At 44.1% G+C, this 26,677-nt stretch carries 27 protein-coding genes and 1 pseudogene; 15 read left to right on the forward strand and 13 right to left on the reverse strand.

What is annotated here, in order from left to right; all coding sequences use genetic code 11:
• Positions 1-72: 72 nt before the first annotated feature.
• From pqqA to ACOJR9_RS04085, 6 genes are all read right to left on the reverse strand, one after another.
• Positions 73-144, reverse strand: a complete 72-nt coding sequence (gene pqqA / locus ACOJR9_RS04060; RefSeq protein ID WP_071953288.1) for a pyrroloquinoline quinone precursor peptide PqqA — start codon at positions 142-144, stop codon at positions 73-75.
• Positions 145-252: 108 nt separating this feature from the next.
• Positions 253-1,848, reverse strand: coding sequence for a leucyl aminopeptidase (locus ACOJR9_RS04065; RefSeq protein WP_420935103.1), 1,596 nt, complete (start codon positions 1,846-1,848; stop codon positions 253-255).
• Positions 1,845-2,627: an ABC transporter permease gene (locus ACOJR9_RS04070; RefSeq protein ID WP_420936042.1), complete on the reverse strand. Its 783-nt coding sequence runs from the start codon at positions 2,625-2,627 to the stop codon at positions 1,845-1,847. The genes ACOJR9_RS04065 and ACOJR9_RS04070 overlap by 4 nt, the downstream gene beginning before the upstream one ends.
• Positions 2,627-3,349 carry an ATP-binding cassette domain-containing protein gene (locus ACOJR9_RS04075; protein WP_420935104.1) on the reverse strand — a complete coding sequence of 241 codons (723 nt, stop codon included), beginning with the start codon at positions 3,347-3,349 and terminating at the stop codon, positions 2,627-2,629. Before ACOJR9_RS04075 ends, ACOJR9_RS04070 begins: the two co-directional genes overlap by 1 nt.
• A 32-nt stretch (positions 3,350-3,381) precedes the next feature.
• The gene (locus ACOJR9_RS04080; RefSeq protein WP_420935105.1) at positions 3,382-4,347 is read right to left on the reverse strand and encodes a PQQ-dependent catabolism-associated beta-propeller protein; all 966 of its coding nucleotides are present in this window, start codon (positions 4,345-4,347) and stop codon (positions 3,382-3,384) included.
• Complete coding sequence (locus ACOJR9_RS04085) at positions 4,344-5,636, reverse strand: hypothetical protein (RefSeq protein ID WP_420935106.1); 1,293 nt, start codon at positions 5,634-5,636, stop codon at positions 4,344-4,346. Before ACOJR9_RS04085 ends, ACOJR9_RS04080 begins: the two co-directional genes overlap by 4 nt.
• A gap of 216 nt (positions 5,637-5,852) precedes the next feature.
• Here ACOJR9_RS04085 and ACOJR9_RS04090 point away from each other — a divergent pair, with 216 nt between their 5' ends.
• The 6 genes from ACOJR9_RS04090 (at position 5,853) to ACOJR9_RS04115 (ending at position 13,335) form a co-directional block, all read left to right on the forward strand.
• On the forward strand, positions 5,853-6,686 hold the full coding sequence (locus ACOJR9_RS04090) for a substrate-binding periplasmic protein (protein WP_420935107.1): 834 nt from the start codon (positions 5,853-5,855) through the stop codon (positions 6,684-6,686).
• A gap of 204 nt (positions 6,687-6,890) precedes the next feature.
• A complete protein-coding gene (locus ACOJR9_RS04095) occupies positions 6,891-8,690 on the forward strand; it encodes a PQQ-dependent methanol/ethanol family dehydrogenase (protein WP_420935108.1) in 1,800 nt (599 codons plus the stop codon).
• A gap of 187 nt (positions 8,691-8,877) precedes the next feature.
• Positions 8,878-9,375, forward strand: coding sequence for a cytochrome c-550 PedF (gene pedF, locus ACOJR9_RS04100; protein ID WP_420935109.1), 498 nt, complete (start codon positions 8,878-8,880; stop codon positions 9,373-9,375).
• Positions 9,376-9,541: 166 nt separating this feature from the next.
• Positions 9,542-11,050 (forward strand): protein adenylyltransferase SelO, encoded by a 1,509-nt coding sequence (locus ACOJR9_RS04105; RefSeq protein ID WP_420935110.1) that lies wholly within the window; start codon positions 9,542-9,544, stop codon positions 11,048-11,050.
• Between the two features lie 15 nt (positions 11,051-11,065).
• The gene (locus tag ACOJR9_RS04110; protein WP_420935111.1) at positions 11,066-11,869 is read left to right on the forward strand and encodes a tetratricopeptide repeat protein; all 804 of its coding nucleotides are present in this window, start codon (positions 11,066-11,068) and stop codon (positions 11,867-11,869) included.
• 149 nt (positions 11,870-12,018) lie between these two features.
• Positions 12,019-13,335, forward strand: coding sequence for a DUF3422 family protein (locus tag ACOJR9_RS04115; protein ID WP_420935112.1), 1,317 nt, complete (start codon positions 12,019-12,021; stop codon positions 13,333-13,335).
• A 176-nt stretch (positions 13,336-13,511) separates the two neighbouring features.
• Here the strand turns inward: ACOJR9_RS04115 and ACOJR9_RS04120 are convergent, their stop codons facing one another.
• A complete protein-coding gene (locus ACOJR9_RS04120) occupies positions 13,512-14,495 on the reverse strand; it encodes a universal stress protein (protein ID WP_420935113.1) in 984 nt (327 codons plus the stop codon).
• A gap of 195 nt (positions 14,496-14,690) precedes the next feature.
• Here ACOJR9_RS04120 and ACOJR9_RS04125 point away from each other — a divergent pair, with 195 nt between their 5' ends.
• A complete protein-coding gene (locus tag ACOJR9_RS04125; protein ID WP_420935114.1) occupies positions 14,691-15,599 on the forward strand; it encodes a LysR substrate-binding domain-containing protein in 909 nt (302 codons plus the stop codon).
• 94 nt (positions 15,600-15,693) lie between these two features.
• Here the strand turns inward: ACOJR9_RS04125 and ACOJR9_RS04130 are convergent, their stop codons facing one another.
• Both ACOJR9_RS04130 and trhA read right to left on the reverse strand, forming a co-directional pair.
• Positions 15,694-16,239 carry a hypothetical protein gene (locus ACOJR9_RS04130; RefSeq protein ID WP_420935115.1) on the reverse strand — a complete coding sequence of 182 codons (546 nt, stop codon included), beginning with the start codon at positions 16,237-16,239 and terminating at the stop codon, positions 15,694-15,696.
• Positions 16,240-16,247: 8 nt separating this feature from the next.
• Entirely contained in the window at positions 16,248-16,904 is a 657-nt protein-coding gene (trhA, locus tag ACOJR9_RS04135; protein WP_420935116.1) for a PAQR family membrane homeostasis protein TrhA, read from the reverse strand.
• 510 nt (positions 16,905-17,414) lie between these two features.
• Between trhA and ACOJR9_RS04140 the strand changes: the two genes are divergently transcribed.
• Positions 17,415-17,789, forward strand: coding sequence for a hypothetical protein (locus tag ACOJR9_RS04140; RefSeq protein WP_420935117.1), 375 nt, complete (start codon positions 17,415-17,417; stop codon positions 17,787-17,789).
• 246 nt (positions 17,790-18,035) lie between these two features.
• On the opposite strand, the gene ACOJR9_RS04145 is transcribed toward ACOJR9_RS04140, so the two are convergent.
• The gene (locus ACOJR9_RS04145) at positions 18,036-18,473 is read right to left on the reverse strand and encodes a MarR family winged helix-turn-helix transcriptional regulator (protein WP_420935118.1); all 438 of its coding nucleotides are present in this window, start codon (positions 18,471-18,473) and stop codon (positions 18,036-18,038) included.
• Positions 18,474-18,631: 158 nt separating this feature from the next.
• Between ACOJR9_RS04145 and ACOJR9_RS04150 the strand changes: the two genes are divergently transcribed.
• Both ACOJR9_RS04150 and ACOJR9_RS04155 read left to right on the forward strand, forming a co-directional pair.
• Positions 18,632-19,060 (forward strand): organic hydroperoxide resistance protein, encoded by a 429-nt coding sequence (locus tag ACOJR9_RS04150; RefSeq protein WP_420936043.1) that lies wholly within the window; start codon positions 18,632-18,634, stop codon positions 19,058-19,060.
• Positions 19,061-19,106: 46 nt separating this feature from the next.
• A pseudogene (locus ACOJR9_RS04155) lies at positions 19,107-19,370 on the forward strand (aminopeptidase); the annotation flags it as partial.
• A 46-nt stretch (positions 19,371-19,416) separates the two neighbouring features.
• Here the strand turns inward: ACOJR9_RS04155 and ACOJR9_RS04160 are convergent.
• Positions 19,417-19,776 carry a hypothetical protein gene (locus ACOJR9_RS04160; RefSeq protein ID WP_420935119.1) on the reverse strand — a complete coding sequence of 120 codons (360 nt, stop codon included), beginning with the start codon at positions 19,774-19,776 and terminating at the stop codon, positions 19,417-19,419.
• Positions 19,777-19,912: 136 nt separating this feature from the next.
• A complete protein-coding gene (locus ACOJR9_RS04165) occupies positions 19,913-20,119 on the reverse strand; it encodes a hypothetical protein (protein WP_420935120.1) in 207 nt (68 codons plus the stop codon).
• 393 nt (positions 20,120-20,512) lie between these two features.
• Between ACOJR9_RS04165 and ACOJR9_RS04170 the strand changes: the two genes are divergently transcribed.
• Genes ACOJR9_RS04170 through ACOJR9_RS04185 form a run of 4 tightly spaced genes read left to right on the forward strand, consistent with a single transcriptional unit; the run spans position 20,513 to position 23,227 of the window.
• Complete coding sequence (locus ACOJR9_RS04170) at positions 20,513-20,977, forward strand: hypothetical protein (protein ID WP_420935121.1); 465 nt, start codon at positions 20,513-20,515, stop codon at positions 20,975-20,977.
• A gap of 30 nt (positions 20,978-21,007) precedes the next feature.
• Positions 21,008-22,270, forward strand: coding sequence for an efflux RND transporter periplasmic adaptor subunit (locus ACOJR9_RS04175; protein WP_420935122.1), 1,263 nt, complete (start codon positions 21,008-21,010; stop codon positions 22,268-22,270).
• Positions 22,251-22,949, forward strand: coding sequence for an ABC transporter ATP-binding protein (locus ACOJR9_RS04180; protein WP_420935123.1), 699 nt, complete (start codon positions 22,251-22,253; stop codon positions 22,947-22,949). The genes ACOJR9_RS04175 and ACOJR9_RS04180 overlap by 20 nt, the downstream gene beginning before the upstream one ends.
• 5 nt (positions 22,950-22,954) lie before the next feature.
• On the forward strand, positions 22,955-23,227 hold the full coding sequence (locus ACOJR9_RS04185) for a hypothetical protein (RefSeq protein WP_420935124.1): 273 nt from the start codon (positions 22,955-22,957) through the stop codon (positions 23,225-23,227).
• Here ACOJR9_RS04185 and ACOJR9_RS04190 read toward each other — a convergent pair.
• Positions 23,220-24,344, reverse strand: a complete 1,125-nt coding sequence (locus ACOJR9_RS04190) for an ISAs1 family transposase (protein ID WP_420934092.1) — start codon at positions 24,342-24,344, stop codon at positions 23,220-23,222. The genes ACOJR9_RS04185 and ACOJR9_RS04190 overlap by 8 nt on opposite strands.
• 161 nt (positions 24,345-24,505) lie before the next feature.
• Between ACOJR9_RS04190 and ACOJR9_RS04195 the strand changes: the two genes are divergently transcribed.
• Positions 24,506-26,650 carry an FtsX-like permease family protein gene (locus tag ACOJR9_RS04195; RefSeq protein WP_420935125.1) on the forward strand — a complete coding sequence of 715 codons (2,145 nt, stop codon included), beginning with the start codon at positions 24,506-24,508 and terminating at the stop codon, positions 26,648-26,650.
• The last annotated feature ends 27 nt before the right edge of the window (positions 26,651-26,677 follow it).

Below are 26,677 nucleotides of genomic sequence, written 5' to 3' on the forward strand. Positions count from 1 at the left end.
TGGTTGCAGTAAATAGATCCCGTTAAAAAAGGCTGCATATGCAGCCTTTATAACGTCACCAGCTAATCGGAATTAGCGGTTATTAATATACAGCGTTACTTCAAAGCCAAGACGCATTTCTGTGTATTGAGGTTTAGTCCACATTGTCGTTTCCTCTTTTTAATCAATTAAACTCAATGTAAGTATAGGTTGGTTCTCTGTTAACAGATATCCTACTAAGGGAGGAGATGTACCATGAATGTTGATGATTTTTTATGTATAAAACGACATTAAGTAATGCAGTAACAACGGAATAGGGCGTCCGGTTGCCGATAGCTGAGTGCCATACTTAAATGCAGTGCCCGCGACATCAAGGTGCGCCCAAGGTGTATCGCCCGCAAAATGCGATATAAAGCACCCTGCGGTAATGGCGCCGGGCGAGTCATTACCGGCATTCTTCATGTCTGCATGTGCCGATTCAATGGCTTCATAATATTCCGGCCACAAAGGAAGGGGCCACACCTGATCAATGCTGTGCTCGCCTGAGCGCACAAGTTGTTGAGTTAAACTGTCTGTATTACTAAACAGCGCACTGCATTGGTGGCCTAATGTGGTAATAGCTGCACCCGTTAGCGTGGCAATATCAATAATGGCGGCAGGGCTATAGCGTTGACTATAGCTTATTGCATCAGCCAGAAGCATTCTTCCCTCAGCGTCGGTACTTATTATCTCGACCGTTTTTTTTCCATGTGTCTGAATAATATCGCCGGGTCGATAAGCGGTGCCGTCAATACTGTTTTCAGCGGTCGCGAGAATGCCGATGACGTTGCAGGGTAACTTCAAACTAGCAATGGTTTTCATCAGTCCCAATACACACGCAGCACCGGCCATATCATAAATCATATGATGCATATCTGGGTTGCGCTTTAGTGTTATACCACCGCTATCAAAGGTAACGCCTTTTCCAATGATAACAATAGGCTTGTTGGCTTTTTTATTGATGCGCATATCGCTGCCACGATAATGCATTATGGGCATACTTGCTTCAAAGCTGGAGCCTTTATTTACCGCTAGATAAGCATGCATACCAAGCTCACTTAAGGTTTCCTGGGACAATACCTCGGTGGTAATAGCGGGAAACGTTTTATGAAGTGTATACGCTTGCTCAGCAAGATACAGGGGCGTGCACATATTGGCGGGCATGTGAGCTAAATCTTTAGCAAGTGTCATCCCCTTGTTAAGTGCACACTGTTGCTTAAGGATTTGCTTTACGAGGTCATCATCGCTGTATCGCTGAGGAACAACGATTTCCATGGGGCATAAGCGGCTAAATGCCGTTGATGTTGAGTTGTGGTTGCGCTGTGTTTTATAGCCGTGAAACCGATAATTGGCCTCATAGGCACTTTTGGCAATAAGGCCAGTAATACGGACAATATCGTGGCGTAGGGATGTGCGACTGTTACCGCTGCCATGGTTAATGCCCGATAAACGTCGCTGGAAATGGATGTCATCGAGTAAACCATCGGTCAGCAGCAGGTGAGTATGTGTTATGGTTTTCGTTATCGAACATAATTGGGAAAACCCTTTTATAAGACACTTATATAGCGTGTCGGGGGTAAGAGCTTTCTCTCCTAATCCACATAAATAGACACGTTTTGCGCTAAACCCTAAGGGCCTAGGCAGTAACAGATATTGCCCCATGCCAGCGGTAAAATGCTCATCGCTGATGACGTTTTCAACGTAATCCTTGGTGTTTTTCTCAAGAGAATCTATCCATGTGATGCTGGCTGATGAGGTAAGCAATATTATTAGACAGTCACTATCAATGAGCGTTGAATCACCAATAAGTGGAGATGCGATAACATTCATGAAAAACGGCCTTTACTGGTTTTGGGGCGAAAACTTCTCACGGCCAAGGTAAATGTCATTGTAGTAAGTGTAAGAACGACCAGCAGATCGTATGTTGCGAGTTTTTCATACAAACCAAAACGCAGCAGTTCCACGCCGTTAGAAAAGGGGTTGTAGTAACATATCCGAAAAAGCCACTCGTTAGCTTCGCGTATTTTCCATAACGGATACAGTGCACTGGAAAGAAAAAAAAGCGGGAATATGACAAAATTCATTACCCCTGCGAAGTTTTCTAATTGCTTAATATAATTTGCCAATAATAGCCCAAGCGCACCTAGAAACAGCGATAGCAGTATAATAATAGGAAGCGCATAAAGGTAACCCATGGCCGAAATGTCGACATCGACTAAGCGGGCAAAAACAAGAAAAATGTACACTTGAACCGCTGATACGAAGGTGTTTGCAATGAGTTTAGAGCCCATCAAGAAGGTTCGCGACACTGGACTCATAAGCAACACTTTCATACTGCCCATCTCTCGGTCATACACCATCGATAGCGAACTTTGCATACTATTAAACAGCACAATCATCGCGGCCAGTCCGGGAACAATATATTCCTCATATAAAATATATGAGGTGTATGGCTCAATCATAGAAAGCCCGAGAGTAGAACGAAAACCGGCGGCAAAGACGAATAACCACAATAAAGGACGCACCATAGCGCTCAGTAGCCGAGTACGTTGTTGCCAAAACTTGAGCATTTCTCTTGTGAGAACGCCTAAAAAACAACGCCAATACATCATTGTTCTATCGCCATCAGTTGCTGCCACAATCCCTGAATATCCTCTTGCTGATAATGTGCAAGAAGCTCACTGCATGGTGCGTTAGCAATGATATTGCCTTTAGATAATACAATAAGCCTATTATCAGGCATCACTTCTTCAAACAGGTGGGTGGCCCAAAGTACAGTTACCGACTCTCGTACTGCCAAGTCTTTCACTACCGTGAGCATAAGCTGCCGAGATGCCACATCTAACCCAACGGTGGGTTCATCAAGTAGTAAGATTGATGGGCGATGAATGAGACAGCGAGCGAGCTCAACTCGTCGCCTGTGGCCACCGTTTAAACTGCGAATTTTACTATTAAGTCGCGAACTGAGATCCAGTTGTTGCAATATATCATCGATAGCGTGTAGGGCTTGTGTACTATCAATACCGTGTAATGAAGCGAAATAGCTCAGGTTTTGTTTCACGGTTAAATCGATGTCGAGCGAGCTTTGTTGAAACACTACACCCATATTAGCCATTATGGTTGATCTTGCTTCGCGCAGGGTTTTTCCGTCAAAGGTAATGGTGCCGCTGTCTATTTTTTGAAGTCCAGTTAGCAGGGCAAATAAGGTGCTTTTCCCTGCACCATTGGGCCCAAGAAGTTGATTAAAACCAGCGGGTAGGGTGAGCTCGATATTATGTAATGCACTGATACTACCGTAGCGATGTGAAAGTGCGCTCATTGCTATTTGCATGCTTTACCTTATCGTTATCCACAGCACTATTATTACTGCCATTTCACCGCTACATCCCAGGGGTAGCGACCAACTTTAATTGTGTGTTCAACATTGAGCGTACTGGTGTTAATCACAGAAACATCGCCACTAACACCATTAGTAGTTAGCAGCAATGACTCATCGTGATTAAATGCAAGTTGCCACACCCGCCGGCCTACCAGTATATAATCTTCTACTTCAAACGTATCAGTGTTCACCACTGCCACCCGATTTGCTGGGCCTAATGCCACGAAGGCGTAGGGCTTCGATTTCATAAGTATAATGCCGACAGGCTGAATTTTATCTCGATAAACTCCTTTAATCGCAAATGATAGGGTTCTGACTTTTTCTTTTGTTTGGGTGTCGAAAATAGACACCGTGCCGCCGATTTCTGAACTTACCCAAAGAAATCGATCATCCTGGGAAAAATAAGCATCTCGAGGGCGCGCATCTACTAAGCTATTGGCAGTGTTTTCATGGGTATGAGTATCTACCCAGTGAACCATATTAGTGGTTTCAGACGTCACTACCATCATCGAACCATCATGACTTACTGCAAGTCCTTCAGGCTCAACGCCAACATCAATCTGAGCGATGACCTCACGGCTTGGAATATCGATGACAGTCAGTAGCGCGTCATCCTCGTTCGCAGTGTAGATGGTGGTGCCATTAGGATGCAAAGCAATAGTTTCTGGGTCGTCGCCAGAGGGTAAATCACCGATAATATTATGGGACGCTAAATCGATAATTTGTATTCTATCGGCGTCGGAGGCGCAAATATAAGCACGGGATTGATCGGCGCTGAGAATGAATCCACGGGGACGTTCGCCAACATCGATGGTATTGATAACCTGAAAATTTTCCATATCAATTATCGACAATGTATTGTCTTTTTCATTAGTTACATAAGCATGAGGTAGCGCCTGTAGTGTTGCCGTGACAAAGCACAAGCCCATAAGAGATAGCGTATATTTCATAATAAGTCCTTGCATGTCAGGTTGACGGCGCCTAGCGTGTCGAGTTCATTAGTTTGATGTAAAAAGCCTGGAAGAGGCGCATGGGTAACCAATGCATCTTCATGGGCTAGGGCAATAGGTTGGCGCAATTGACCGGAATTAGCACGAAAAGACAGTGGTCGCCCCTTGTAGGCAGCAAGTGAAAAGCTATCGTTTAATAAGGCACGGTAAAGGGCACGTCCGTTTGCAGGCGTACCCTGTTGTTGCGCCGTAGAAAGTGCAATGATTGCGCTATATGCAGCGTAATCGGTCTCATCCATTGAGCGCATGAATTGCGTCAAAAAGCGATTCTGCAATTGTCTCGCTCCCCATTGCTCATGGGTAAAATGCCATCCTAAGGGCTTTAATCCAGCGGACCCCACAACAGGAACAATGCGGTCTGTATTAAACGGTAGGCTGTAGGCGAACTGATTGCCCATATCCGCCGCAAACACCGCTTGGTATTTTTTATCGGTGCGCGTAAATAAGGGGATTTCAGAGAACGCAGCACGTCGTAAATCAAAACTTGCTGTCCATTGTTTAGTGTCTACAATCTTCAATTTAAACTTTTTTGCACTGGTCTTAAGCGCATCGAGAAATAGCATATCGTGATCATGACTGCCATAAATGGCAAGGATAGCGTTAATGCGCTTTACTCTAAACCACTGCGCGAGCGCATCGGTTTTCATTTCATAGCTAGGAATGGTGTGTAAAAGTGGCCGGTCGCAAAACGTCTGTCGTAGTGCTGGTGCACTGTTTGATACATTAATAATGACACTCTCTGGCGCTCTTGCCGCAATGATGTCCATTGCTTCTGTAAACTCAGATGAAGGTGCATCGAGCAAGATTATAGGGTAAGCGCTGTTTTTTTCTGTTGGTTCCGTGGTGCCTTCCTCTGGTGTCGAAAGCTCTGTAGCAAGGTCGCTAGCAGCAGAAATGTCGACAACATTAAGAGTATAGCTATAGCCTAAAAAGCGGCCAGTAATATTGGCATCGGTAATGGCAATGCGTGCACCGGCTGTACCTGAATTGGAAGCCGTTTCGAGATAACGGGGGATGCCCGATTGTGCGGGCTGCGCTATTTTGACGTAGGTTATGGGTATGTGCTGGGCATCCTGTGAAGGCGCGTTATCCGCAACCCGGGATAGGGGCGCTGTGTCTTCCTGTGCCAGTGCTGCTGTCGAAAAAATAAAGCCGATAATTAAGCCTATAACAGCTAGCAAGTACTTACTTTGATGTGAAAATTCACGTAGGTGTTTAGTTTGTATCACTCTCCGGTTTCCTACTTCGCTCAGCTTACGCAACAGGGTATAGGGCATTTTTCCCGAATAACATCCTCCTAAAGGAGGAAACCTCTGCCGCTAAAGTAGCATTAGCGAATTCATAGCTAGCCCTTACTATGTAAGCTAGGTTGTTTTAATGAGTATAATGCTGTGCGATTCCCCTTCACTACCTTAACACTATGGGCCGTTTTTTTTTGCGTTGGCATGGTCAACACAGCTTTCGGTCGGTCACTCGACGACATTGTCGATAGTGGTTCTATCAACATTGCTGTGTACAACGATTACCCACCATTTTCTTTCCTCGATGGCGACGAGGCGAAAGGTATAGATGTTGATATTGCTAAACGCATTGCTACCTCGCTTAACGTTGACTTAGCGATAACATGGATGACGCCAGGGGAGACTGCCGAGGACGACTTTAGAAACTATCTTTGGAAGGGCCATATTATACATCGTCATAAAGCAGATTTGATGATGCGTGCACCTTACGATCGCTCATTTTCCCAAAAACGGGACGACGTGGGATTGCTGGTGAATGAACTGGTACATATGTTTGCCCCTTATCAGCGCGAGAGCTGGCAGATTATTCACAATAAGGAAACTTTGCCCACCGTCGAAACAATGGGCATGTTTCAATACCATACGATTGGAGCGGAAATTGACAGCATCCCCCATTTCTATCTCACCTCAGCCTTTGCTGGGAGATTGCGAGAAAATACCTCCCATTATGGCTCGAACGCATTAGCATTTGAGGCGTTACAAAAAGGAGAAGTTGAGGCGGTAATGGGGCTGCGTTCGCAAATAAGTTTTTTGCATCAGTTTGTCGATAAAGACAAATTTGGTTTGGCAAGTAATGCATTTCCGTTAATTGGCAAGCAAAAATGGGATCTGGGGCTAGCGACCCACTCTGACTATCGCGCCTTAGCGTATGAGATTAGCGATATTATTACTCACATGGTTACCTCAAATGAAATGCAAAACATATTTGCGAGCTACCATACGGCGTATGAAACGCCACCCTATTACTTAGCGCAGTAGTCAATGAATGCTGAGTAGCTTCAAAAGCGTGTACCCGCGAAGAGCGCAGCCATGTGCAGAATTCCCACTTATTCCTCCTCCTAAAGGAGGGGACAAATCACTCCGCTGTTCGATAGTGATGAACAGGTCTTATCGCTATTCTATTAGTAACGAATAGTCTGATGCTCAGACAATTTCATGGCCGACATGTAATTAGGAAACGTTATGAATAATAAAATACCACTCAAAAGAATAGCAGCGTTGTCTATGCTAGTGTGCGCAAGCGCAGCGACATCGGTGCAGGCTAACGTGACTGATAAAGATATCCAGAACGATCAAGCCACTACAGAAGATGTTGTTACCTACGGTATGGGGCTTCGCGCTCAACGCTATAGCTCACTAAGTAAAATAAACAGAGATACCGTAGAAGATATGCGCCCAGTATGGGCGTTTTCATTAGGCGGTGAAAAGCAGCGTGGACAAGAGTCACAGCCAATGATCAAAGACGGCGTGATGTATGTCACCGGTTCGTATTCAAGAGCATGGGCGATTGACGCCAGAACGGGTGAAGAACTATGGCAGTACGAGGCCCGGTTGCCCGACGGTATTATGCCCTGTTGTGATGTTATCAACCGCGGCGTTGCGTTGTATGACAACTTAGTGATTTTTGGCACTCTAGACGCAAAACTAGTAGCGCTAGATAAAGACACCGGAAAAACCGTTTGGAAGAAAAAAGTAGAAGATTATCGCGCGGGGTACGCGATAACTGCCGCGCCCATTATAGTTGATGGAAAGGTGATAACCGGCATATCGGGTGGTGAGTTTGGTGTTGTCGGAAAAGTTTACGCTTATGACGCCAAGACTGGTGAACAGTTGTGGGTTCGTCCGACCGTTGAAGGTCACATGGGATATGCTTGGCAAGACGGTAAAAAGGTTGAAAATGGTATTTCAGGAGGGGCGCCGGGTAAAACATGGCCTGCGGACCTTTGGAAAACAGGTGGTGCTGCCACGTGGTTAGGTGGAACCTACGACGCGGAAACAGGGTTATTATTTTTTGGAACGGGTAACCCTGCACCATGGAATTCACACCTTAGACCCGGTGATAATTATTTCTCTTCTTCTCGTTTAGCGATAGATCCAAATACAGGAAAAATAGTTTGGCATTTCCAAACTACGCCCCATGATGGGTGGGACTTTGACGGTGTAAATGAGCTTATTTCATTTGATTATAAAGAAAATGGAAAAACTGTTAAAGCGGCAGCCACGGCAGATAGAAATGGGTTCTTTTATGTACTAAACCGAGAAAACGGTGACTTTATACGAGGATTCCCGTTTGTCGACAAGCTTAATTGGGCAACGGGTTTAGATGCAAAAGGTCGTCCTATTTATGACGAGAATAACCGCCCAGGCAGTCCAGCGGGTTCCGCTGACGGCAAAAAAGGAGAGCAAGTTACTGCTCGCCCAGCGTTTCTTGGCGGTAAGAACTGGATGCCAATGGCATATTCGCAAGATACTGAGCTGTTCTATGTTCCATCAAATGAATGGGAGATGGATATCTGGAATGAGCAAACAGCTTATAAAAAGGGCGCAGCTTATTTAGGCGCAGGTTTTACCATTAAATCGGTAAGTGAAGACTTTATTGGCGTGCTTAAAGCCATTAACCCTAAAACTGGGGAAGTGGTATGGCGTTACAACAACTTCTCTCCGTTATGGGGTGGCGTGCTAACTACCGGTGGTGGTCTAGTGTGGACAGGCACTCCTGAAGGTTACTTAATGGCTTTTGACGATAAAACCGGCGAGGTACTCTATAAGTTCCAAACAGGCTCTGGCATCGTGGGCTCACCGGTTACCTGGGACATGGATGGCGAGCAGTACATTTCAGTACTGTCTGGCTGGGGCGGTGCAGTGCCATTGTGGGGGGGCGAGGTAGCGAAGCGCGTAAAAGAGTTTAATCAAGGCGGCATGGTGTGGACGTTTAAATTACCTAAGCGCTATGAGCTTGACCAACGCGTGGCAAAAAACTAGTGCAAGTAGCCCAGTGATATACGTTGTTATATCCCTATGAGCCGGTGCAGTATTGCATCGGCTTTTACGTAGTAACTATCCTAAAATGACTCCTCCGAAAGGAGGACCTATTCAAAACCAAAGTAGAGTTACGTCATTCTGCTTGGTCGTTATACTTTCTCCACTGGCTTTATAGGACGTATGAATTATGAAAACAAAGTTATATTTATTTATTGCAGCAGCGTTATTCTCAATAAGCGCAAGTCACGTAGCGGCGCATGGGAATGTTATTCCACAAGGCGCTGACAGTTCTAAGATGCCAAAAATCACCGAGGGTGACGAATCTGATGACGGATGGGTATTTGCAAACCCATACCGCGGTTTAGACGGCGATGTTAAGACGAGCGTGATCAAGTTCGGCGAATCTGCTTATGCAAACAACTGTGCGGGTTGTCATGGTTTACACGCCCAATCGGGTGGCATTAACCCTGACCTTCGCGAGCTAGATCCTGAGAGCATGGAAGACGACGAATGGTTCGTTGAACGCCTTCGTTTTGGTTCAGCAAAGGGTATGCCTGCGCTAGGCGGGATCCCAGAAGGTCAAGATGAGCCTATTTTGGACCAAGAAACCCTGTGGGCAATTAAAACCTATGTTGAAGCACGGCGTATCGTTGCACTTGAAGAAGGCGAGATTGAAGCATACTAACTGCGCCTAGTGCGCTGTTATTGGCAGATACGTCTGACTGTATATTTTCCGCGTTGGTACCTAGCAACAGCATTATTATGCTGAGTGTTGGGTGTCAACGGGATCTTTCGTTTGCTAGTGTCCGAACATGTTATGGTTTATTTTCTAGAGGTTTTCGATAGATATCATGCCGTTCACATTAGGTAACACCTACCAACAATTGTTTAGCAGCTTTATAGCCCCTTGTCAGCCCGACAAGATAGAAAACCCCGAGCTTGTCTTTTTTAATCAACCATTAGCCTCTGAGCATGGTCTGTCTTTCACACACCTTAGCGAGCCACAGCTTGCCTCTCTTTTATCAGGTAATACCGCCTTGATTGACTGTAGTCCTTTTGCGCAGGGTTATGCAGGCCATCAGTTTGGTCAATACAACCCACAGCTAGGTGACGGACGTGCACACATTCTGGGGGAATTTGTCGGTAAACAACAAAGGCGATTCGATTTGTGTTTAAAAGGCTCAGGAAGAACGCCGTTTAGCAGAGGGGGAGATGGGAAAGCTACGTTAGGCACCATGCTGCGGGAAGCCATCATGGCTGAAGCAATGAATGCGTTGCATATTCCTACTACGCGCAGTTTGGCCGTAGTGCAGACTAATGAAGGCGTATTCAGACAACAAAGGCAGATTGGTGGGGTGTTATCACGAGTAGCGTCAAGCCATATTCGTGTGGGGACGTTTCAGCTTTTTGCACATCAAGGAACAAAAGCAGATGTAAAACAGCTAGCAGATTACGTTATCCAACGTCATTATCCTGAGTGTTCACACCACGACGAACCTTATTTACGTTTACTGCATGAAGTGGTGTCTGTGCAGGCACAACTGGTTGCTAAATGGATGTCGGTGGGTTTTATCCACGGCGTGTTAAATACCGACAACGTATCGATTGCTGGCGAGACTATTGATTATGGCCCCTGTGCGTTTATGGACGCTTACCATCCCAAAACAGTGTTTAGTTCGATAGATCATGAAGGGCGCTATGCGTATTGTAATCAACCTGGCATTACCCAATGGAATTTAGCGCGTTTCGCCGAAACCCTACTCCCTTTATTGGGCGATGACATGGAAGCCGCCGTTGACGTTGCTACACAGGCGGTAAACCAGTTCACACAGCGCTATCAGACGGCGTGGTATGAAAACATGTGTGAAAAATTGGGACTCGATGTTGGTCGTACGACACGAGATAACGCTGCGGAAATGCAGTTAGTGGATGAATGGTTGGCGTTATTAAACGATCACAACATGGATTTCACACTCGCTTGGCATGAGTTGGCGGAGTTATTTGAAGGGAATGACAAGCGGCTGCGCTCGCACATTGCCGATCAGGAACGATTGAACACGTGGCTTGCTCACTACGCAGTATTAAATCATGTGAGCTTAGATAGTGGTGATGACAGTGTTAAGCACTCATTAACTGATATTGTAGCGAAAATGCGTAGTGTTAATCCAACGGTTATCCCCCGCAATCATCTCATTGAAGAAGCGTTGGATGTAGCGCAACAAGACGGTGACCTGTCGCAATTTAACCTGCTGTATAACAAACTGATGCACCCATTTGCACCTCTTGAATATGATAGTAAATATTGCTCTCCTGCCACAAAACAGTTCACTCAATGTTATCGAACATATTGTGGCACCTAATCAAGGTAAGCGGTTATGACGTTAGTAAATCAATGTATGGCATTCATGATCATCTGCAGCGGGTTTTCCGTTAACGCGAGTACACAATTACTCGATGAAGATTTTAGGCGGGCTCCCGATAATCTAAAATTATATTTTGCTTATGCGGAATTCAAAATGGCGCATTATGCAAAGGCAAAGTTGATGTGGGAAAACATTGAGGGCAAAGGCAAGCCAGAAGCCTATTTTAATTTGGGTATTGTGTATGAATTGGGTAAAGGAGTGGATAGCGACTTTCCCACTGCGGTGAGCTACTACAGGCAGGCAGCGGAGTTAGGCAGTTTTTCTGGCGCTTATCAAATGGGGCTTATGCACATGACGGCTCCTGAGCATGTGAGTAAAGAAGAGTCTATTCATTGGTTGGGGGTCGCCGCCGAGCTAGGTGACAACGACGCCATTGAGCTATTAACCGCTATGAATACCGATGAACTCGACCCTCTTACTAACGCAAGAATACTGCTAGGAAAAGAGGAGTACGGCAAGGCCATAGGTTCGCTGCACAAGTTAATTCATGGGTCAGACGACGATAATAAAGTAAGGGGAAAGGCGTTTACGCAATTGGGCTTGATTTATGAAATGGGTAAAGGGGTTGAGCCCGATTTAAATCAGGCGTCGACCTATTTCAGTGAAGCCGCAAAGCTTGGCGACCCCGAAGGCATGTTTGCTATTGCTGTTATGTATCTGACGGGGAAAGGAAAGCCTCAAAACCAAGAAATAGGTAATCAATGGATGCGAAAATCTGCCGATTTGGGGTTTAAAAGGGCAATGGATAAGCTCTAGTACATGGCCATCTGCGCGTGTGGCATTTTACGTTTTGGCAGCGCTTAAGCCTTCAGGTACGTTTTTTTATTACTGATGTTTTTTAAGACTTAATGTAAAGCACGAAAAGACAGGTAACTAGGGCATGCCTTGTTTAAGGAGAATACTGTATGTGGTTAAAAAATCAACGGTTTCACCCACTAAGAGAAACCTTAACTGAAGAAATTCATGCCCGTCCTTTTGAGTCGATTCAGGCGCCAATGGATGTTTTCATGTTCGTCAAATTTACGGGTGAGGCGGCTTCTGCATGTGAGTATTCACATTTAGTGCGATTCTGCCAAGACCACGCTCTTGTCATGCCAAAGGAAAACAGTAAACACTACACCGAGAGTTTAAAAGGCAATCGCATCAAGTGGGAAAGGCACGGCGAGTTTACTGCATACAATATTTTCATTCCCGTTGGTGTATCAAGGCCTTTTACGCTGTCTGTACCTGAATTTTTTTCAAAGTGGATAGCCTCTACAGAGGGAGAAATATTAGTTGCTACGCATTTATCCATTCGATGTGAGTCTGATTTCAATGATATTGATACAGTTATAGAATCTCAGTTTTCGCCGGAATCCGTTGCCAGTTCGAAAGTGGCCAAAGGAGATGCCCAAATATGGACAGACCTACGAATACACGAAGAAGGCATGAATAGGATATTAATTCTTAGCTCGCACCTTGAGGGGTGGCGATTAGGCAGAATTACCCAAAGGGTGCTAGATGTATCTACTTATAGAAATATGGCCCTTTTAGCATTGCCAGAAGCGCACAAAGCGAGTGCTGAAATTACACGCTTAGAACACCGCTTGTTTAGTGCTCTTGATCAAATTCAAGGTTCAGATAAACACCGTGATAGTAAAAAACGTGCCGATAAAAGTATTCACTCAGAAAGTCAGACCCTAGAAGAATTTACCGACATTTCAATGCACATACAAAATATCACTGCACAAACAAAGTTTCGCTTCTCCGCTACAGATGCTTACTTTGAGTTGGTGAAAAGCAGGCTTGTCGATCTCAATGAAGTGCCGGTGAGTGGTTACCAAACGATAGGTGAGTTTTTAAAACGCCGAATGTGGCCCGCCATGCGAACATGCTACTCGGTGAATAAACGGCTTGAGGAGCTTGCTGATCAGACATCGAAGTCTGTTGACTTACTCCAAACCAGATTAAACTTGATTGTCGAAAATCAGAACAATCAACTTCTTGAGGCAATGAACAAGCGAGCGCAAACGCAACTTCGCATGCAAGAAACCGTTGAGGGGCTCTCTATTGCTGCCATCACTTATTATTTGGTGGGCTTAACTGGGTATCTTATTAAGTCGGTTCACAAACTCTACCCCACTTTAAATCTGGATGCAGCCATCGGCATATCAGTTATCCCCGTCGGATTGCTTGTGTGGTTAGGAGTTATGAAGCTTAAAAAGAGGGCTCTTGGAACGTAAAAATCAAGCACTAAGGCGTTACATAATAGCCACCGACATACAAATATAGTCTACGACATGACTAATAACAGGTTCTCTGGTTGGTCAAAGCTACTTAGTCGAATGCGCGGCTCTTGGAGCCGGCATTTAATCTAATTTCTTATACAGGATTGGCTCGGACTAATTTGCCCAACCGATCATTTCTTATCTATGGAAATAGGCGTCTGAAACCCTCTAGGTTTTATACCGACAACCGCGCAGTTCAGTTGATGTATAGTTTCTTCAGCGGTGCCTCCCATAATAAAACCCGGGACGCCTAGCCTTGCCACAGTACCCATAATAACCACGTCTGCACCAACAGACGCTGCAGTGGCCGCAATTTCTCGACGAGGATAGCCATGGACAATATGCTTTTGCGGTTTGAGGTAATCTAGAACGTCATCATCTAGCTCTTCAGCCAGCTCGTTGAGAAGATAAGCAAGTTCAGTATCACGCTCCTCAAATATTTTGGCAAGGTCGTGTTCCATTCTATCGTTGTCGACGGTGATAAACCCGTCTCTTGCTATGTTTTCAGGAACTGCGTCGAATACATGGATAACATGCAGTTGAGCGAATTCAAGTAAAGCAATCTGACTTGCGTGGCGAAGTATGTCGCGATTGAGCTCTTTTCGCACGGAGACTTCATGTTTAGGGTAGTGATAGTTGAGGTCGAGTGCAGCAACCACATTCTTATATTGGCTTTTGGGTTTGCGATGCACAACCCAAACAGGGCACGGGCATTTTCTCAACAAGCGCATGTCTAAACTGCCGAATAGCTTATCTAAAAAGCTTTCCTCTGCGCGCTTAATCACCAAGTCGATATTGTTATTCACGACGTAGCTCACAACATCAATAAGCGGGTCGCCTATCATCACCTTAGTGTCTATATGATAATGCTGACTCCAGTTTTTGCACTGTTCTGATAACCATTGCTGAGCTTGAGTCTCCATACTTTGCTGAGATTCGATGTAGGAAAACGACTCCATAATCATATTGGCATTAGGAGGCAGCGCTTCCAGTGCCAGCACAACAGTAATATTAGCTTGATGGGTTTTCGCAATATGTAATGCCTGTGCCACTGTATCATCTTGGCGGTGAGAATCGCCCAGCACGCAAAGAATGTTTTTATAGTGTCCCTTCATAGTGTCCTCATTAGCATTATTGTCTATGTATTGGTGTATTTGCAGAACCTATATCATTGTAATCGTAAACTCAGAATATGTCGCTAGCCAGAGAGAAGCTGAGAATTCTTTATAACGATTATCGGTTTTTAATGTGCTGTTCGTAATCTTTATGCTAGATTAAGAATTATATTATTAATCAATTATGAGATGAGTATGAAGTGGCCAAACCTTAAGCATTTACACTACCTTGTAACTCTACATCAAGAGCAGCATTTCCATCGTGCCGCTCAGCGTTGCAATGTGAGCCAATCAACATTAAGTACTGCTATTCAAAATCTCGAAGAGCATTTCGGTAGTCAACTCTTAGAGCGCGAACATAAAACGTTTGTGTTTACGTCGCTAGGGTTAGACATTGTGGAGCGCAGTAAGTTAATACTGCAAGAAGCGGGTGAATTGGTTGAATACGCACAAAATGCGGGGAATTGGCAACGAGGTACGATAAAGCTAGGGGTTATCCCTACTATTGCGCCCTTTCTTTTTGAAGGCATGTTGGGGGCTTTTAAGGCATTTTTGCCAGAGATTAATCTAGAGATGCAGGAAGATACGACTGAAAAGCTGCTTCAACAGCTAACAGATGGTAGATTAGATTTGCTTATTCTCGCGTTACCAATGGAAACCCCAGGGTGCAAGCAAATGGTATTAGGGCACGACCCATTTCACCTTATCGCCCATGAAGATATGCTACCTACCTTGCCTAATCCAGTTGATATATCATCGCTGCCTAAGAAAAGTATTTTCTTACTTCAGCAAGAACATTGTATGACTGGGCATGCGGTAAGTGCATGTAACTTACAGCATAGCGACCAAATAAGCAGTGTTGCCGCGAGTAGCTTGTATACCTTGGTGCAGTTGGCAAACAGTAAAATGGGCTATACCTTTTTACCAGAGCTGGCGATTAACCAGTCTATTTTGGAGCACACGGGGCTTAAAAGTTATCCGGCGGAGGAAAAAGGCTTTAGAGAGATTGGGTTGGTATGGCGCTCAGGCACCACACGTATGCAGCTGTTTCGTCGTATTGGCGAGATTGTGTCACCATTATTGCCAATACCAACGCTCAAATAATAGAACTAGCAAACACTATAAAGAGCAAAAGTTAGTAAGATGACCTTAGAAAGTTAGTGTTGAGCCACCAGCTGCTAGGTGGCTCTATTTAACATTAGATATGCGGAGCTGAATGACCCAGTGCAGCAGCCCAAGTTAGCTCAGATCGTGATAGGTTGTTCGCCGCATTTCGGCCAAAGCTATGCAGAGCATTGTAAGCGCTGTTTGATGGAATGCCTACGTAGTGGCAAAGTGCGTAAAACAGTAAGCTGCAGCGATGCTGAGAGCCATCGCAGTGCAAATAAATACTGGCACCTTCAGATAACATTTTTGATAGCTCATGGAGGTAATGATGTAAGTGAACATCATCTGTTGGCGACTGAGATGAAGGATGACTAAAGGGCACCCACAACCATTCCAAACCATTTTCCAATGCGCTGTCTCGAACATTTGGTGCTTGTTCTTCGCCGGTTTGAACCGTTGCCACGTGAGTCACACCTAAGCCCTTTAATGCACCATAGGCTTCGGCAACAGGCTTCTTGCCCAAACATATCTTGCCCGCTTTCAGTGAGAACCAGGCGATGGCGGGTGACCTATCTGTAGTGTTATTGCCAGTAGTGTTATTGCCAGTAATGTTAGTCTCAGTTTCAGTTGTATTCACAGCGAGTGTTAAACCACAAAATAATAAATTGAAAAGTAATGGCAACCACATCCGCCGATAACGAATACGTGCCATATGGCGTGAGTATATTTTACCTTTTTTGCCACGTAAAAACAGACGCCCACGCTGAAACAAAGCCCCCCTGCTACGAGTAGCCACAATCCAGCCCCAGGTAATGCCATATAAAGAGGATAAATAAGTCCAATGGCTATCCAGCCCATAAGCAGATAAGTGATAACAGACACTTTTGGAAAGCGATGCTGCGCTACTAACTTAAAGGCGACGCCGCCAAATGCAAGGCTCCAGATAACACCGGTCATTATCATACCCAACACGCCACCGATAGACACTAAAAGCAAAGGTGTGTAAGTACCCGCTATCAATAAATATATTGCGCTGTGGTCGAAAAGCTTAAGCCATTCTTTAGCTTTATGATGTGAAGTAGCATGGTAAAGTGTAGAGCTTAAAAACATCAGAATAAGGGTGATGCCATAAATTGCTACGGTAACGAGGGCAAGTGTGCCTTCAGCGCGGTAGAGTAAAAATACCAAGCCAACGATGGCAGCAACCAAACCGACGCCATGACTAATACTATTAAGCCATTCCTCTATTACCGAGTATGCCCTTGCGGGTATGCTTTCAAGTTGGTCTCGCATTTCTGACATGACTAATCCTATTGCTTTTTTATCGTCATTTTTGTGAGCTTCAGTGAACAAGTGTTCGCTGAGATGATGATAGCAGAAAACGGGCTGATATTGACACTAGTTTTCAACTTTCTAAAGGCTACTTCTTACGCTTTTCTTTCAGAGCAGTCGGCCCCGCCTATCAATGCCTTCTTTACAGTTCGGTAGGGTATATTTTACTCGGTGTTTTTTACTATTTCTTGTGTAGAAACTTCCAATATCAGCACAGTTATCTCACTCCGTTTTTAATAAATGTATGATTTTAATTATTTTTTCTTCTGGTTCGAAATCTGCATTCGAAATCTGCAATAACGAGGAAGCAATGGGTTGATAACGCATAAAAGTTAACCAAGCAATTTACAGTTTCAGTGCTACTACTGATGCAAGGTAATAGGTGTTTTGTCGCAAGTATGTAAACCAGCGATGGCAAAAAGTGATAAAGCCAAAAATTATAGCGCTGATGAAATGGAAGCCAGAAACAAGGAGCAATAAATGTCTTTTCTAAAATGGATCTCTTCAGGAATAGTCGTGTCTTTACTCATCGTCATGATAGGGGTAGTAAGCAATGGGAATACCTTTGTAACTCAAGCTACTGCTGAGGATAATGCGAAGCCTTATCATACAGACATTACGGATGTGGAAGAGACTTACACCAACATGGAATTTAACGTAAATAGAAAAACTCACTTATTACGTAAAAACCGAATTGAATATTACCTTGCACAGGCCAAACACGCTGATAGGCGTGGCTTTGATCACCAACGCAAAGACATCATGAGAAGAGTGGAAAACATTTTAGCGCATCACCTAACGCAATATGCGCAAGAAGTTGATGCTGAAATGTCGCAGTATTCTTCTGCTTCATGAGCGTCTGACCATTTCTAGCGTTATCGCAAATTATGAAAATGACACTGGAGATGGCGCGAAGTCTTGGTATGGAAACGAGCGCTGAAGGCGTTGAAAAGCAGTACACTAACGTGGTTCTCAATAAACCTACTAATTCACCTAACTCAGAAATACGATACACGCATAACTCCATACATTGTTAATTGCGACGTGAATGTAAACTATGAAGTGATAGACAGGTCAAGAATCCATTTTCATTCTTTATCTTTAGTCGTCTGCGTCAAAGCAACTGCCCAGTTTGTCTAGTAAGTGGCGCAGCTGCACGCTTTCTTCGTGGCTCATGCCGTCTAATTTACACAGCATTTGCGAAGGTACGTCTTGGGCAATGTGCTTTTTCGATTTACCTTCCTCGGTAAGCAGTACCCGTTTTACCCGCTTGTCGTGTTCGTCTTTCTCAATTGTGAGGAACTGCTTTTCTTGAAGCTTTTTAAGAATGAGCGTCATAGCTCCGCCATCAATCGCAGTGCGCTCTAATAGTTCGGCAATGGTGATGTTATTCGCTTCCCACAAAGCCATAAGCGTAATGTACTGCGGATAGGTAATATCCAGCGCTTTCAACAGCGGCCTGTAAGCACGTGTAAATGCATTGGAAAGCGTATAAAAGCGATGACAAAGCTGATTTTCTAATTTTAATAATTCAGACACAGGCAACTCCAATCCAATAGTAGTTTTATATTTTGTATGCAAAGTACTTGAACTTCAAGCCGAGATAGTGTTATTTTACTTTGCATGCAAAGTAAGTGCGACTAAGTAAAGTTTTCGCTTATTGTTTTGCAGTTTTCTTTTTAACAATGGAGTTTATGATGCATACATTACAACAGATCGTTTATACCGGCACAGCAACGGCAACAGGCGGAAGAGAAGGCACGGCAAAGTCTAGTGACGGAAAACTTGAGCTTGGGCTTTCTACACCAAAAGAACTTGGCGGCGCAGGTGGGCAGGGGACAAACCCTGAGCAAATGTTTGCAGCAGGGTACTCAGCCTGTTTTATCGGCGCCCTGAAGCACGTTGCGGCGTCACAAAAAATGAAATTGTCAGACGACATTAGCGTAACTGGCGATGTGTCTATTGGGCCTATTGAGCAAGGCTTTGCCATTGCCGTTAAGCTTACCGTTGACCTTGGTGATGTGGAAACAGACAAAGCGCAGGCGCTAGTAGATGCAGCGCACCAAGTGTGCCCCTACTCAAATGCAACTCGCGGCAATATTGAAGTAGAGATAGCGCTAGCTTAACCAATTATAATGGTTCTATTGCCACTGTTTCTCAGTGGCCACTAAGCCTACACAAACCGCAGGTAAAAAGCATCCGTTCTGATTTACTCAAGCCCAGGCCGTTCACGGCCGAGGCTTTAATCCATTGCAAGATTCCCCACGCGAGCGTGTGACTTACGAGGCCACACTTTAGACACCGCCAAGCTTATTCGCTGTCATGAGCGCGACAAACGATCCTCAAACGCAGCGCGATGGTGAATAAACCTTTACCATGCCGCAGCCAATTCCTTCTTACCTTATTGCGACAGTCATTGGCGATCTTCAGTTTAAACACGACTTTGAGCAGCTTGATAGCTTTTGTCGCGATACCAGGCAAACTATTCTGTAGATGCTTGTTTTTTTAGTTCTACTCCCAATGCCCAAATAATTATTAAAAATAGAAAATACCCTAATAGCAGAGCCAGAATATCGTATATGTCAAAAACTCTGCTGCTCCAAATTTGCTCGATCTCATAAAGGAGGGTTCCAAGCAAAACAAAGGCAGGATATTTTTGGTTATACTTGTCGTTGGCAACCATTACTTTCGAAAAAAATAGCATTCCCATAATGAAGAAAAATGAAGGGGCGCTGCCTAAAAGAAAATCAACAGGGGGGCTATCAACACTCATATCTCTTGCAATTGTTGAAGCCATTCCTGCAATCGTGCTTATCAATGCCAAAGAGAAGTATTTATTCATGTGAATCGCCTTAGAAGCAAATCACAAACGTCAGTTTGAATTAAGCTTCAATAATTGACTCAATGATAAAAATTACATTATCTACTGAGTATAAGTTTAGACAAGCTGCTGCTTAATTGTTTAATAAAGATATGTACTATCGAAACATGTTACTTCTGAGACTACTATTCATTTGTCCGCCTGAACTTGTGCGGCCACTATCCCAAGACATACCCATAGCTGAATCTAAAATTTTTCCTCCTACATACCCAAGTGCCATCCATAACCATGGATTACCTCCATTTACTTCATAAGTTTCGTCAATTGAGAGATCTCTAACCTGATTATCTTTTACTATTTCCATTACACTTTCCAATGTTAAGTACTGTTTTCAATAGCGCCATTGCCAAAGAATAGTTATTTTTGCATTCCTAAATTGATGTGTAATCTGTGCAAAAAGACGGTTTTAACAATATCTGGTGATAACTATGGCGCTATTAACGTTGTTGAAAAAGTTTTTAATGCTTTTGATAAAAGAAAGCGGCAGCAAAATGGGTAGCTCACATATCTGATGTGAAGAATGTTTTCTAATCTAATCACCGGTATTGCTGAATAAATTGAACTGTTGCATCATTATTCATTATTCATTATTCATTATTCTTTTATTCATGGTACCAATGAGGTACGGTAAAAAAATAAACAGTGGTACACGTTATGATGGCATAGAGTTGTTGCAACGTTATGGGAAGGAATCTATATGAAAAATATTTATGCCATTTGTGCGCTCGCTATTTTCGCCTCGAATGTCGCAGTTGCAAACACAGTCGTCGGCTATGCTGAGATGACACGCATTTATCAAGACTACATTGTTGGTGACGGGGTAAGTAATCCCAAAATGCCAAAGTTATATTTACTTGATACAACAACTAATACTCTTCTAGCACGAGATAAAGTCATTGAAGTGCTTGGCTTAGCGCCTTCTGACGTAGACAAAGTCAAAAACTTTATTGGCGATGCTATTGACCTTCCTAAATCGGTGACCGTCCCGTCTTCAGTGCTTAAACTTGAAGCAGACCACCAATATGTCATGTTTTATTTCAACATGCCTGAAGATGCATATGGAGCTGTGGTTGCCTATCACCCCACTATTAAAGAAGACCATGCCTTTTTAGTGAATGCCGTTTCTGGGCGTTCTGATATTCAGTTACTTTTAACCTTCTAACCCTCTAAAATTATACGCCAAGGAGTGGGTATGGAAATTCCTAGTCTAGAAAAAGTAAGTAGGGCGACATGGCTGAAAGGCCCCATAGTCGTTTTGTTTGCTATTTGCGCCTGTCTATTTCTTTGGCAATACTTAGTCACTAGCGATAGAGATACTAAAAGTAACTTACTTATTGAAGCTTATCCCGTAACTGCTAGTAATGCCGTTCGCGTGTTTGGCCAATTGCAGCCTTTGCTTTCCTCTATGGTGACTACTGATGTTTCTGGCAAGATTGCAGAAGTTAATGTGAGCCCTGGGTCAGTCGTCAGTCGTGGTGATGTATTGGTGAGGCTGGTGAACCCTTCCCTTAATCGAGAAATAGAAGAACTTGAACTGTCTATTTTATCGAAAAAAGTGAAAGGTAAATCTGATGTAATTACGTCTCAGCAGGCTCTGCTAGAGCAAAAAAATAACGTTACGTTTGCGACTTCTGACTTAAATTCACTTGAAATTGAATTGAACGCCACGGAGCAGCTTTATCATTCAGGTATCGTTTCTCATCTCAATTACGTCAAACTAAAGGCGAGTGTAGAGCGAGCGCGGGTTACGTTGGAAGCAGAAAAGAGAAAGCTGCAGTCATTAGCCAATACACATCAAGCGTTATCAGAAGTCGCTCAGGCAGAGTTAAAAATCCTGCTTAGTAAAAAGGATTACGTCGAGCAACAAGTGAAATCGCTTGATATTCTTGCCCAAGAAAGTGGCGTTGTGACACTGATGAACGATGGGTTGGACGTTGGCTCAACGCTTCAAGAGGCAGACTTTGTTGCTCAAATTGCTGATCCACTGGATATGTATGCACGTCTTTCCGTTACCGCATCCGAAGCCGCGAAGGTACAGGTGGGCATGAGTACGGTAATTAATATCAGAGGGGAAAGGGTAACCGCTAGAGTGTCACGCGTGTCTCCTTATGTTGTGGAAAATCAGATTGAGTTTGACGCAGCCTTTGATGCGACATTGCCGAACGGCGCAATTCCTAATATGAATATATCGGGAGAAGTCATCTCCAATGATGAACAGGCTTTAGTGGGTTTACCTAAAATATCCCATGTGACGGATACGCGCAGTCGCTATACCCTGTATGTTCTCAATAAGAACACACAGACATTTGAGCTAAGACATGTGCTCATTAACGCCATTTCAGAAACCGAAATGTACGTGAGTGACGGGCTTGAAGTAGGCGAAACGGTACTTCTTATCTCACCAGACGAATATGGATCTCGAGCGTCAATCAGTTATGCAGAAATCAGTTCCTAGAACGCTAATTAATTTGCAAAACGTCAGCAAAAGCTTTGTAAGCGGAAAAGGCTCTTACCATGCTGTGCGTAACGCCAACCTACAAATCAATGAAGGCGATATGGCCTCAATTCGAGGCACCTCGGGTAGTGGAAAAACCACGCTGCTGTGTATTATTGGGCTACTAGAGTCGTTATCGGGTGGCCAATACGATTTGTGCGACTTTCCTACAACACAGCTTAAAGAAAAGCAGCTGTCTATTCTGAGGAACAAAAACATAGGTTGGATTTTTCAGAATTTCAACCTTATCAATGACCTGACCGTGGCGCAAAACGTTTGCGCACCTCTGCGATACAACAAAAGTCTCAGCAGTAAAGCATATACAGCGCTGGTGACTGATGCGTTAACCGAAGTAGGCATGCTAGAGAAAGCCAATGCATTCCCTAGCCAATTGTCTGGGGGGCAGCAACAGCGAGTGGCCATTGCACGAGCAATAATCAATAAGCCTGACATAATCTTGGCCGATGAACCTACCGGCAATTTAGATAAAGAAAATTCCGCTAAAGTTATGAGCCTGCTGCAGCGTTTAAACCAATCAGGCGCTACTATTTTGGTGGTAACTCATGATTTAGACATTGCCAATATGTTTCCAATCCAATACCAGATGGATGATGGAACATTGTCGCGACTGCACGTGTAATCACCATGAATCTGACTTTGCATACCAATAGTGTTCACGACCTCAAGGGCGCTGCTAGGCGCTGGCGTCATGCAAAGTTTCAATTCTTAGTCATTGCTTTATCAGTTAGCTTATTAACAGCCTTGATAAGTGTGTTGTTACAAGTTGGCGTTGTGGTTGGCTCAGACAGGCCTGATTTTGTAGGGTCAAAGGCTAAGCTTGTTACGCTAGTACGTACCAATATGAGCAATATAGTGAAGCCGGTTAAGGGCAGGGTGAGATTACGAGTGGTCATTTAATCACCACACTCATGCCAGCTTCCAACACCGCATCAAGATAAGCCTCATTCATCAATGCCTGACGCTGCTTTCTTCTGATACTCATTTTTCGCTTCTCAGCGCGTAACATATTCAAGCCGAAGTGTCGCATCGTGGCAAGATTGGCTGCTGCATTACCACGGTATATCTGGCACGCATCCTCACTTAAGCTCACATCCAGCACCCAGTGCAGCTGGTTTTCAATACACCAATGCTCGCGTACTGCCTGGGACAGCCTTTCTGCGGTAAGGTCGGCTGAGCTGATAAAATAACGTTGCTCTAACACCGCACGCTTGTGCTTTTCCACCCGGTAAGTCGTTGCCATGCCTAAGGTTGTCAGCGCTGGCCAGGCAGCTTTGAGTTTTTCCGGTAATTCGCTGGCCGGACAGACCTGGAATTCACGGTACTCTAGACGCCCACGGTTCTTTTCCAGTGACTGCGCTGCACTATCTTTATGCGCTTTACCCGCAAAGACTTGTTTTACTGCATCGTGCAGATGACCTTGGTTGCCTTTAACCGTCAACAGGTAATCAGCTTTTTTATCTACTATCTGCTGCGCTATCTCTTTCTGGCATCCCATTGCATCCAAACTGACCAGGCATCCTTTAAGCTCCAGCAAGTTAAGTAGCTGAGGTATCGCCGTAATTTCGTTGCTCTTCTCGTCCGTTTTAACCTGGCCCATTACCACACCATTGGCGCTGGCAAAGGCGCTAACCATATGAATAGAAGAGCAGCGGTCTTCCCGGTTGTAGGAGCCGCGAAGCGTTTTGCCGTCGATTGCGACCACCTGACCATCGGTAAGCTCTGTACAAGCCTGCATCCAACTGGCAAAGCAGCGCTGCAAGGCTTCGCTGTCCAGCAGTGACATCACCCGCGCGATGGTGTCGTGTACCGGCAAACCCAGTTTAAAAAAGCCATGTTCTTGCAGCCAGTCAAAGCGGTTTTCGCCGAAATCTTCAATATCTTCCCAGCCCTCACAGCCAGCAATGACTGCGCAAAGCGTTAAAAACACTACGTCAAACAAGGGGTAAACGACCTTAGCGGCTTGCCTTGGGTCTTCTAATTCTGAAAAGTGCTCTGCAAAAATATCGATGTTCATAAACTGGCTCCGCGTAAAAGCCAGTATCTGATCACAGCTGAAGATCGGGGTCAATCAGTTATGCTAAAGTGCGTACTAAATGTTCGTGATCTTGCCCTGCGGTTAAGGGGTACCACGCTGAGAAATTAGAAAAAGTAGAAGGCGTATCTAAAGTTGCAAAATTGGGTGTAGAACGTTCCCAAATTAAAGTGGGTAAAACCTTAAGCGACGAAGTGAATATTGGTTTTTTAAATGAAACGCTTATTGAATTATTAACACTTCCTTCTGATTTGAAATCACTCGAAACCAATACACTGTCTGTGTTTGTTACAGCGGGTTTTTGGCAAAAATACCTAAGTGACTTCAATGTAGATGAAAAACCTCAAATCACAATCTACGATACCAAAACACCATACATAGTTGCTGGAATAGTGCCTGACTCAATGTCGAGGTGGAGTACATTAGAAATAGGCGTTTATGCTCACGACAGTCAATTAGAGCACTTTGCTCCTTTTAGGTTAACTGAAAGAGAAAAGGCAGACCCTCAAAAATTACAGAATAATATTGTTTATACGCGCAATTATTTGCGTGGTGCGCCCCAGTACTATGTATTTGCAAAAATAGAGCCCGGTATTTCTATACCAGACTTGATGGGAGCATATGGGTTAGTCGATTTAGATGTTGGAAATACAGTAGAATTTGTAGAAGAGCAACACAAGCTGCTTATTACAGAGGGTGTAGAGCTTAATCCCATCACGAAAAACAAAATATTGGCACAATGGCAAGCTCTGCTATTTTTGTCGAGTATCTTGTTACTGGCTATTGTCAGTAGCTTGCTCTATTCCCAAATAGGGCAGCTCATTCAGCGAAAGAAAGAGCTTACTATTAAACGAGCCATTGGTGCTAAAAAGGCTGACCTATTCAAAGAATGCTCTCTAGAATTACTACCGAATCTCATTGTTAGCCAAGTAGTGAGTTTTGGCCTGTATAGCTTTGCGCTTACTCAAATGTCAAACTCTGAAACGCTTACCACATACTTCCAAACAGAGGCACTCGCAGTAGATTTAGCGCTATTTATCCCAGTTTCTTTATTGGTTTGCTTATTGCTGTGCGCTGTTTTTAGTCTGCCCTATCTTTCTGCAATGCGAAGAATGATGTTATCCTCCAGCAAAAGCGACTCGCTCACCTCTTCGCAGTTGCGTGTTTTAAAGTACAGTGCGTTTTTGCAAAAAGTCATGCTGGTAACAAGCGTTTTCTTAATGACGCTTACCGTGCACGAGATAAAAAAAGTGGCTGATGCAAATACGTATTCATTGGATGTGATTGAGTTTCAAGTGTTAAGTGAAAACTACGTAGCGTTAAGCGAAAACTTCAAAGCGGGTAACTTCGATAACAGATTTGCAAATAAAACCGCTATTTCCTTTGATTCATTCGTAAACCCTGTAGCAATGAGGGATACGGTTTCCATTGAGGGACAAACAAAGAACGCTGTGGAGGCCACCTCGCTGCATGTCTCTGGAAATTTGTTCGCGCTGGCAAATATAAAGTTACTTGCTGGCAAGAGCGAAATGAGCCGAGGTGAAGCGGTGGTAAACCAGCACCTTGCCCTGCGCTTTGCCAAGCAGCTTGAGCTAACTAACCTAGGCGATTTGCTGGGACTGAAACTGGTGGTTGGCGGTTTTATGAATACCAAAGTCGTGGAAATAGCAGGTATTGTTGAAAATGTTCCACATTATGGTTTTTCGAATCGTGAGCGGCCCATGCTTTATAAGCCGTTTAGCACTATTCCTACATTGTTAGAGAGAGGTTTTTTTGCATTAATCCAACAGCCACATGCAGACGATTTTGAGCAATTTTTAACTTCATGGGCGGATGAAAATGCAGGTTCTTACAGTATTGAGCGTGAATCTCTGGTAAGCCGACAGCTTTTCAATATGGAATACCTTGAGAATACCACGCGACGGAGTGCACTTTTGGTATCCGGTATATTGGCTTTACTATTGTTGTTTAACATCTTTCATATTTCCCGAACCAATTTACAGCTAGAAGAGAAACGTTTGGGAGCATTACTGGCAATAGGAGCGAACAAGAAAGCGTTGAGTATTCAAAACGGTCTCGCACAAGTTGTCCCTTTTTTCGTGACCTTGCCCGTGGTTTTGCTTGGCGTAGTAATATCTAGACGGTTTTTGGAAGACAACCTTCAGGTTAATATAGTGAATGGACAGCACTTTTTAATTGCCGTCGCAGTCACTTTCTCCTTAATCACGCTGATCAATATCTTGTGTGCGAAGCACTTTTTGTCGAGACCGATTTCAAGAATGTTGTAAGTACGATTTAGCGCATAGTACCCAACA

The sequence above is a fragment of the Alteromonas ulvae genome, from assembly GCF_048987005.1.
Classification (GTDB): Bacteria; Pseudomonadota; Gammaproteobacteria; order Enterobacterales; family Alteromonadaceae; genus Alteromonas.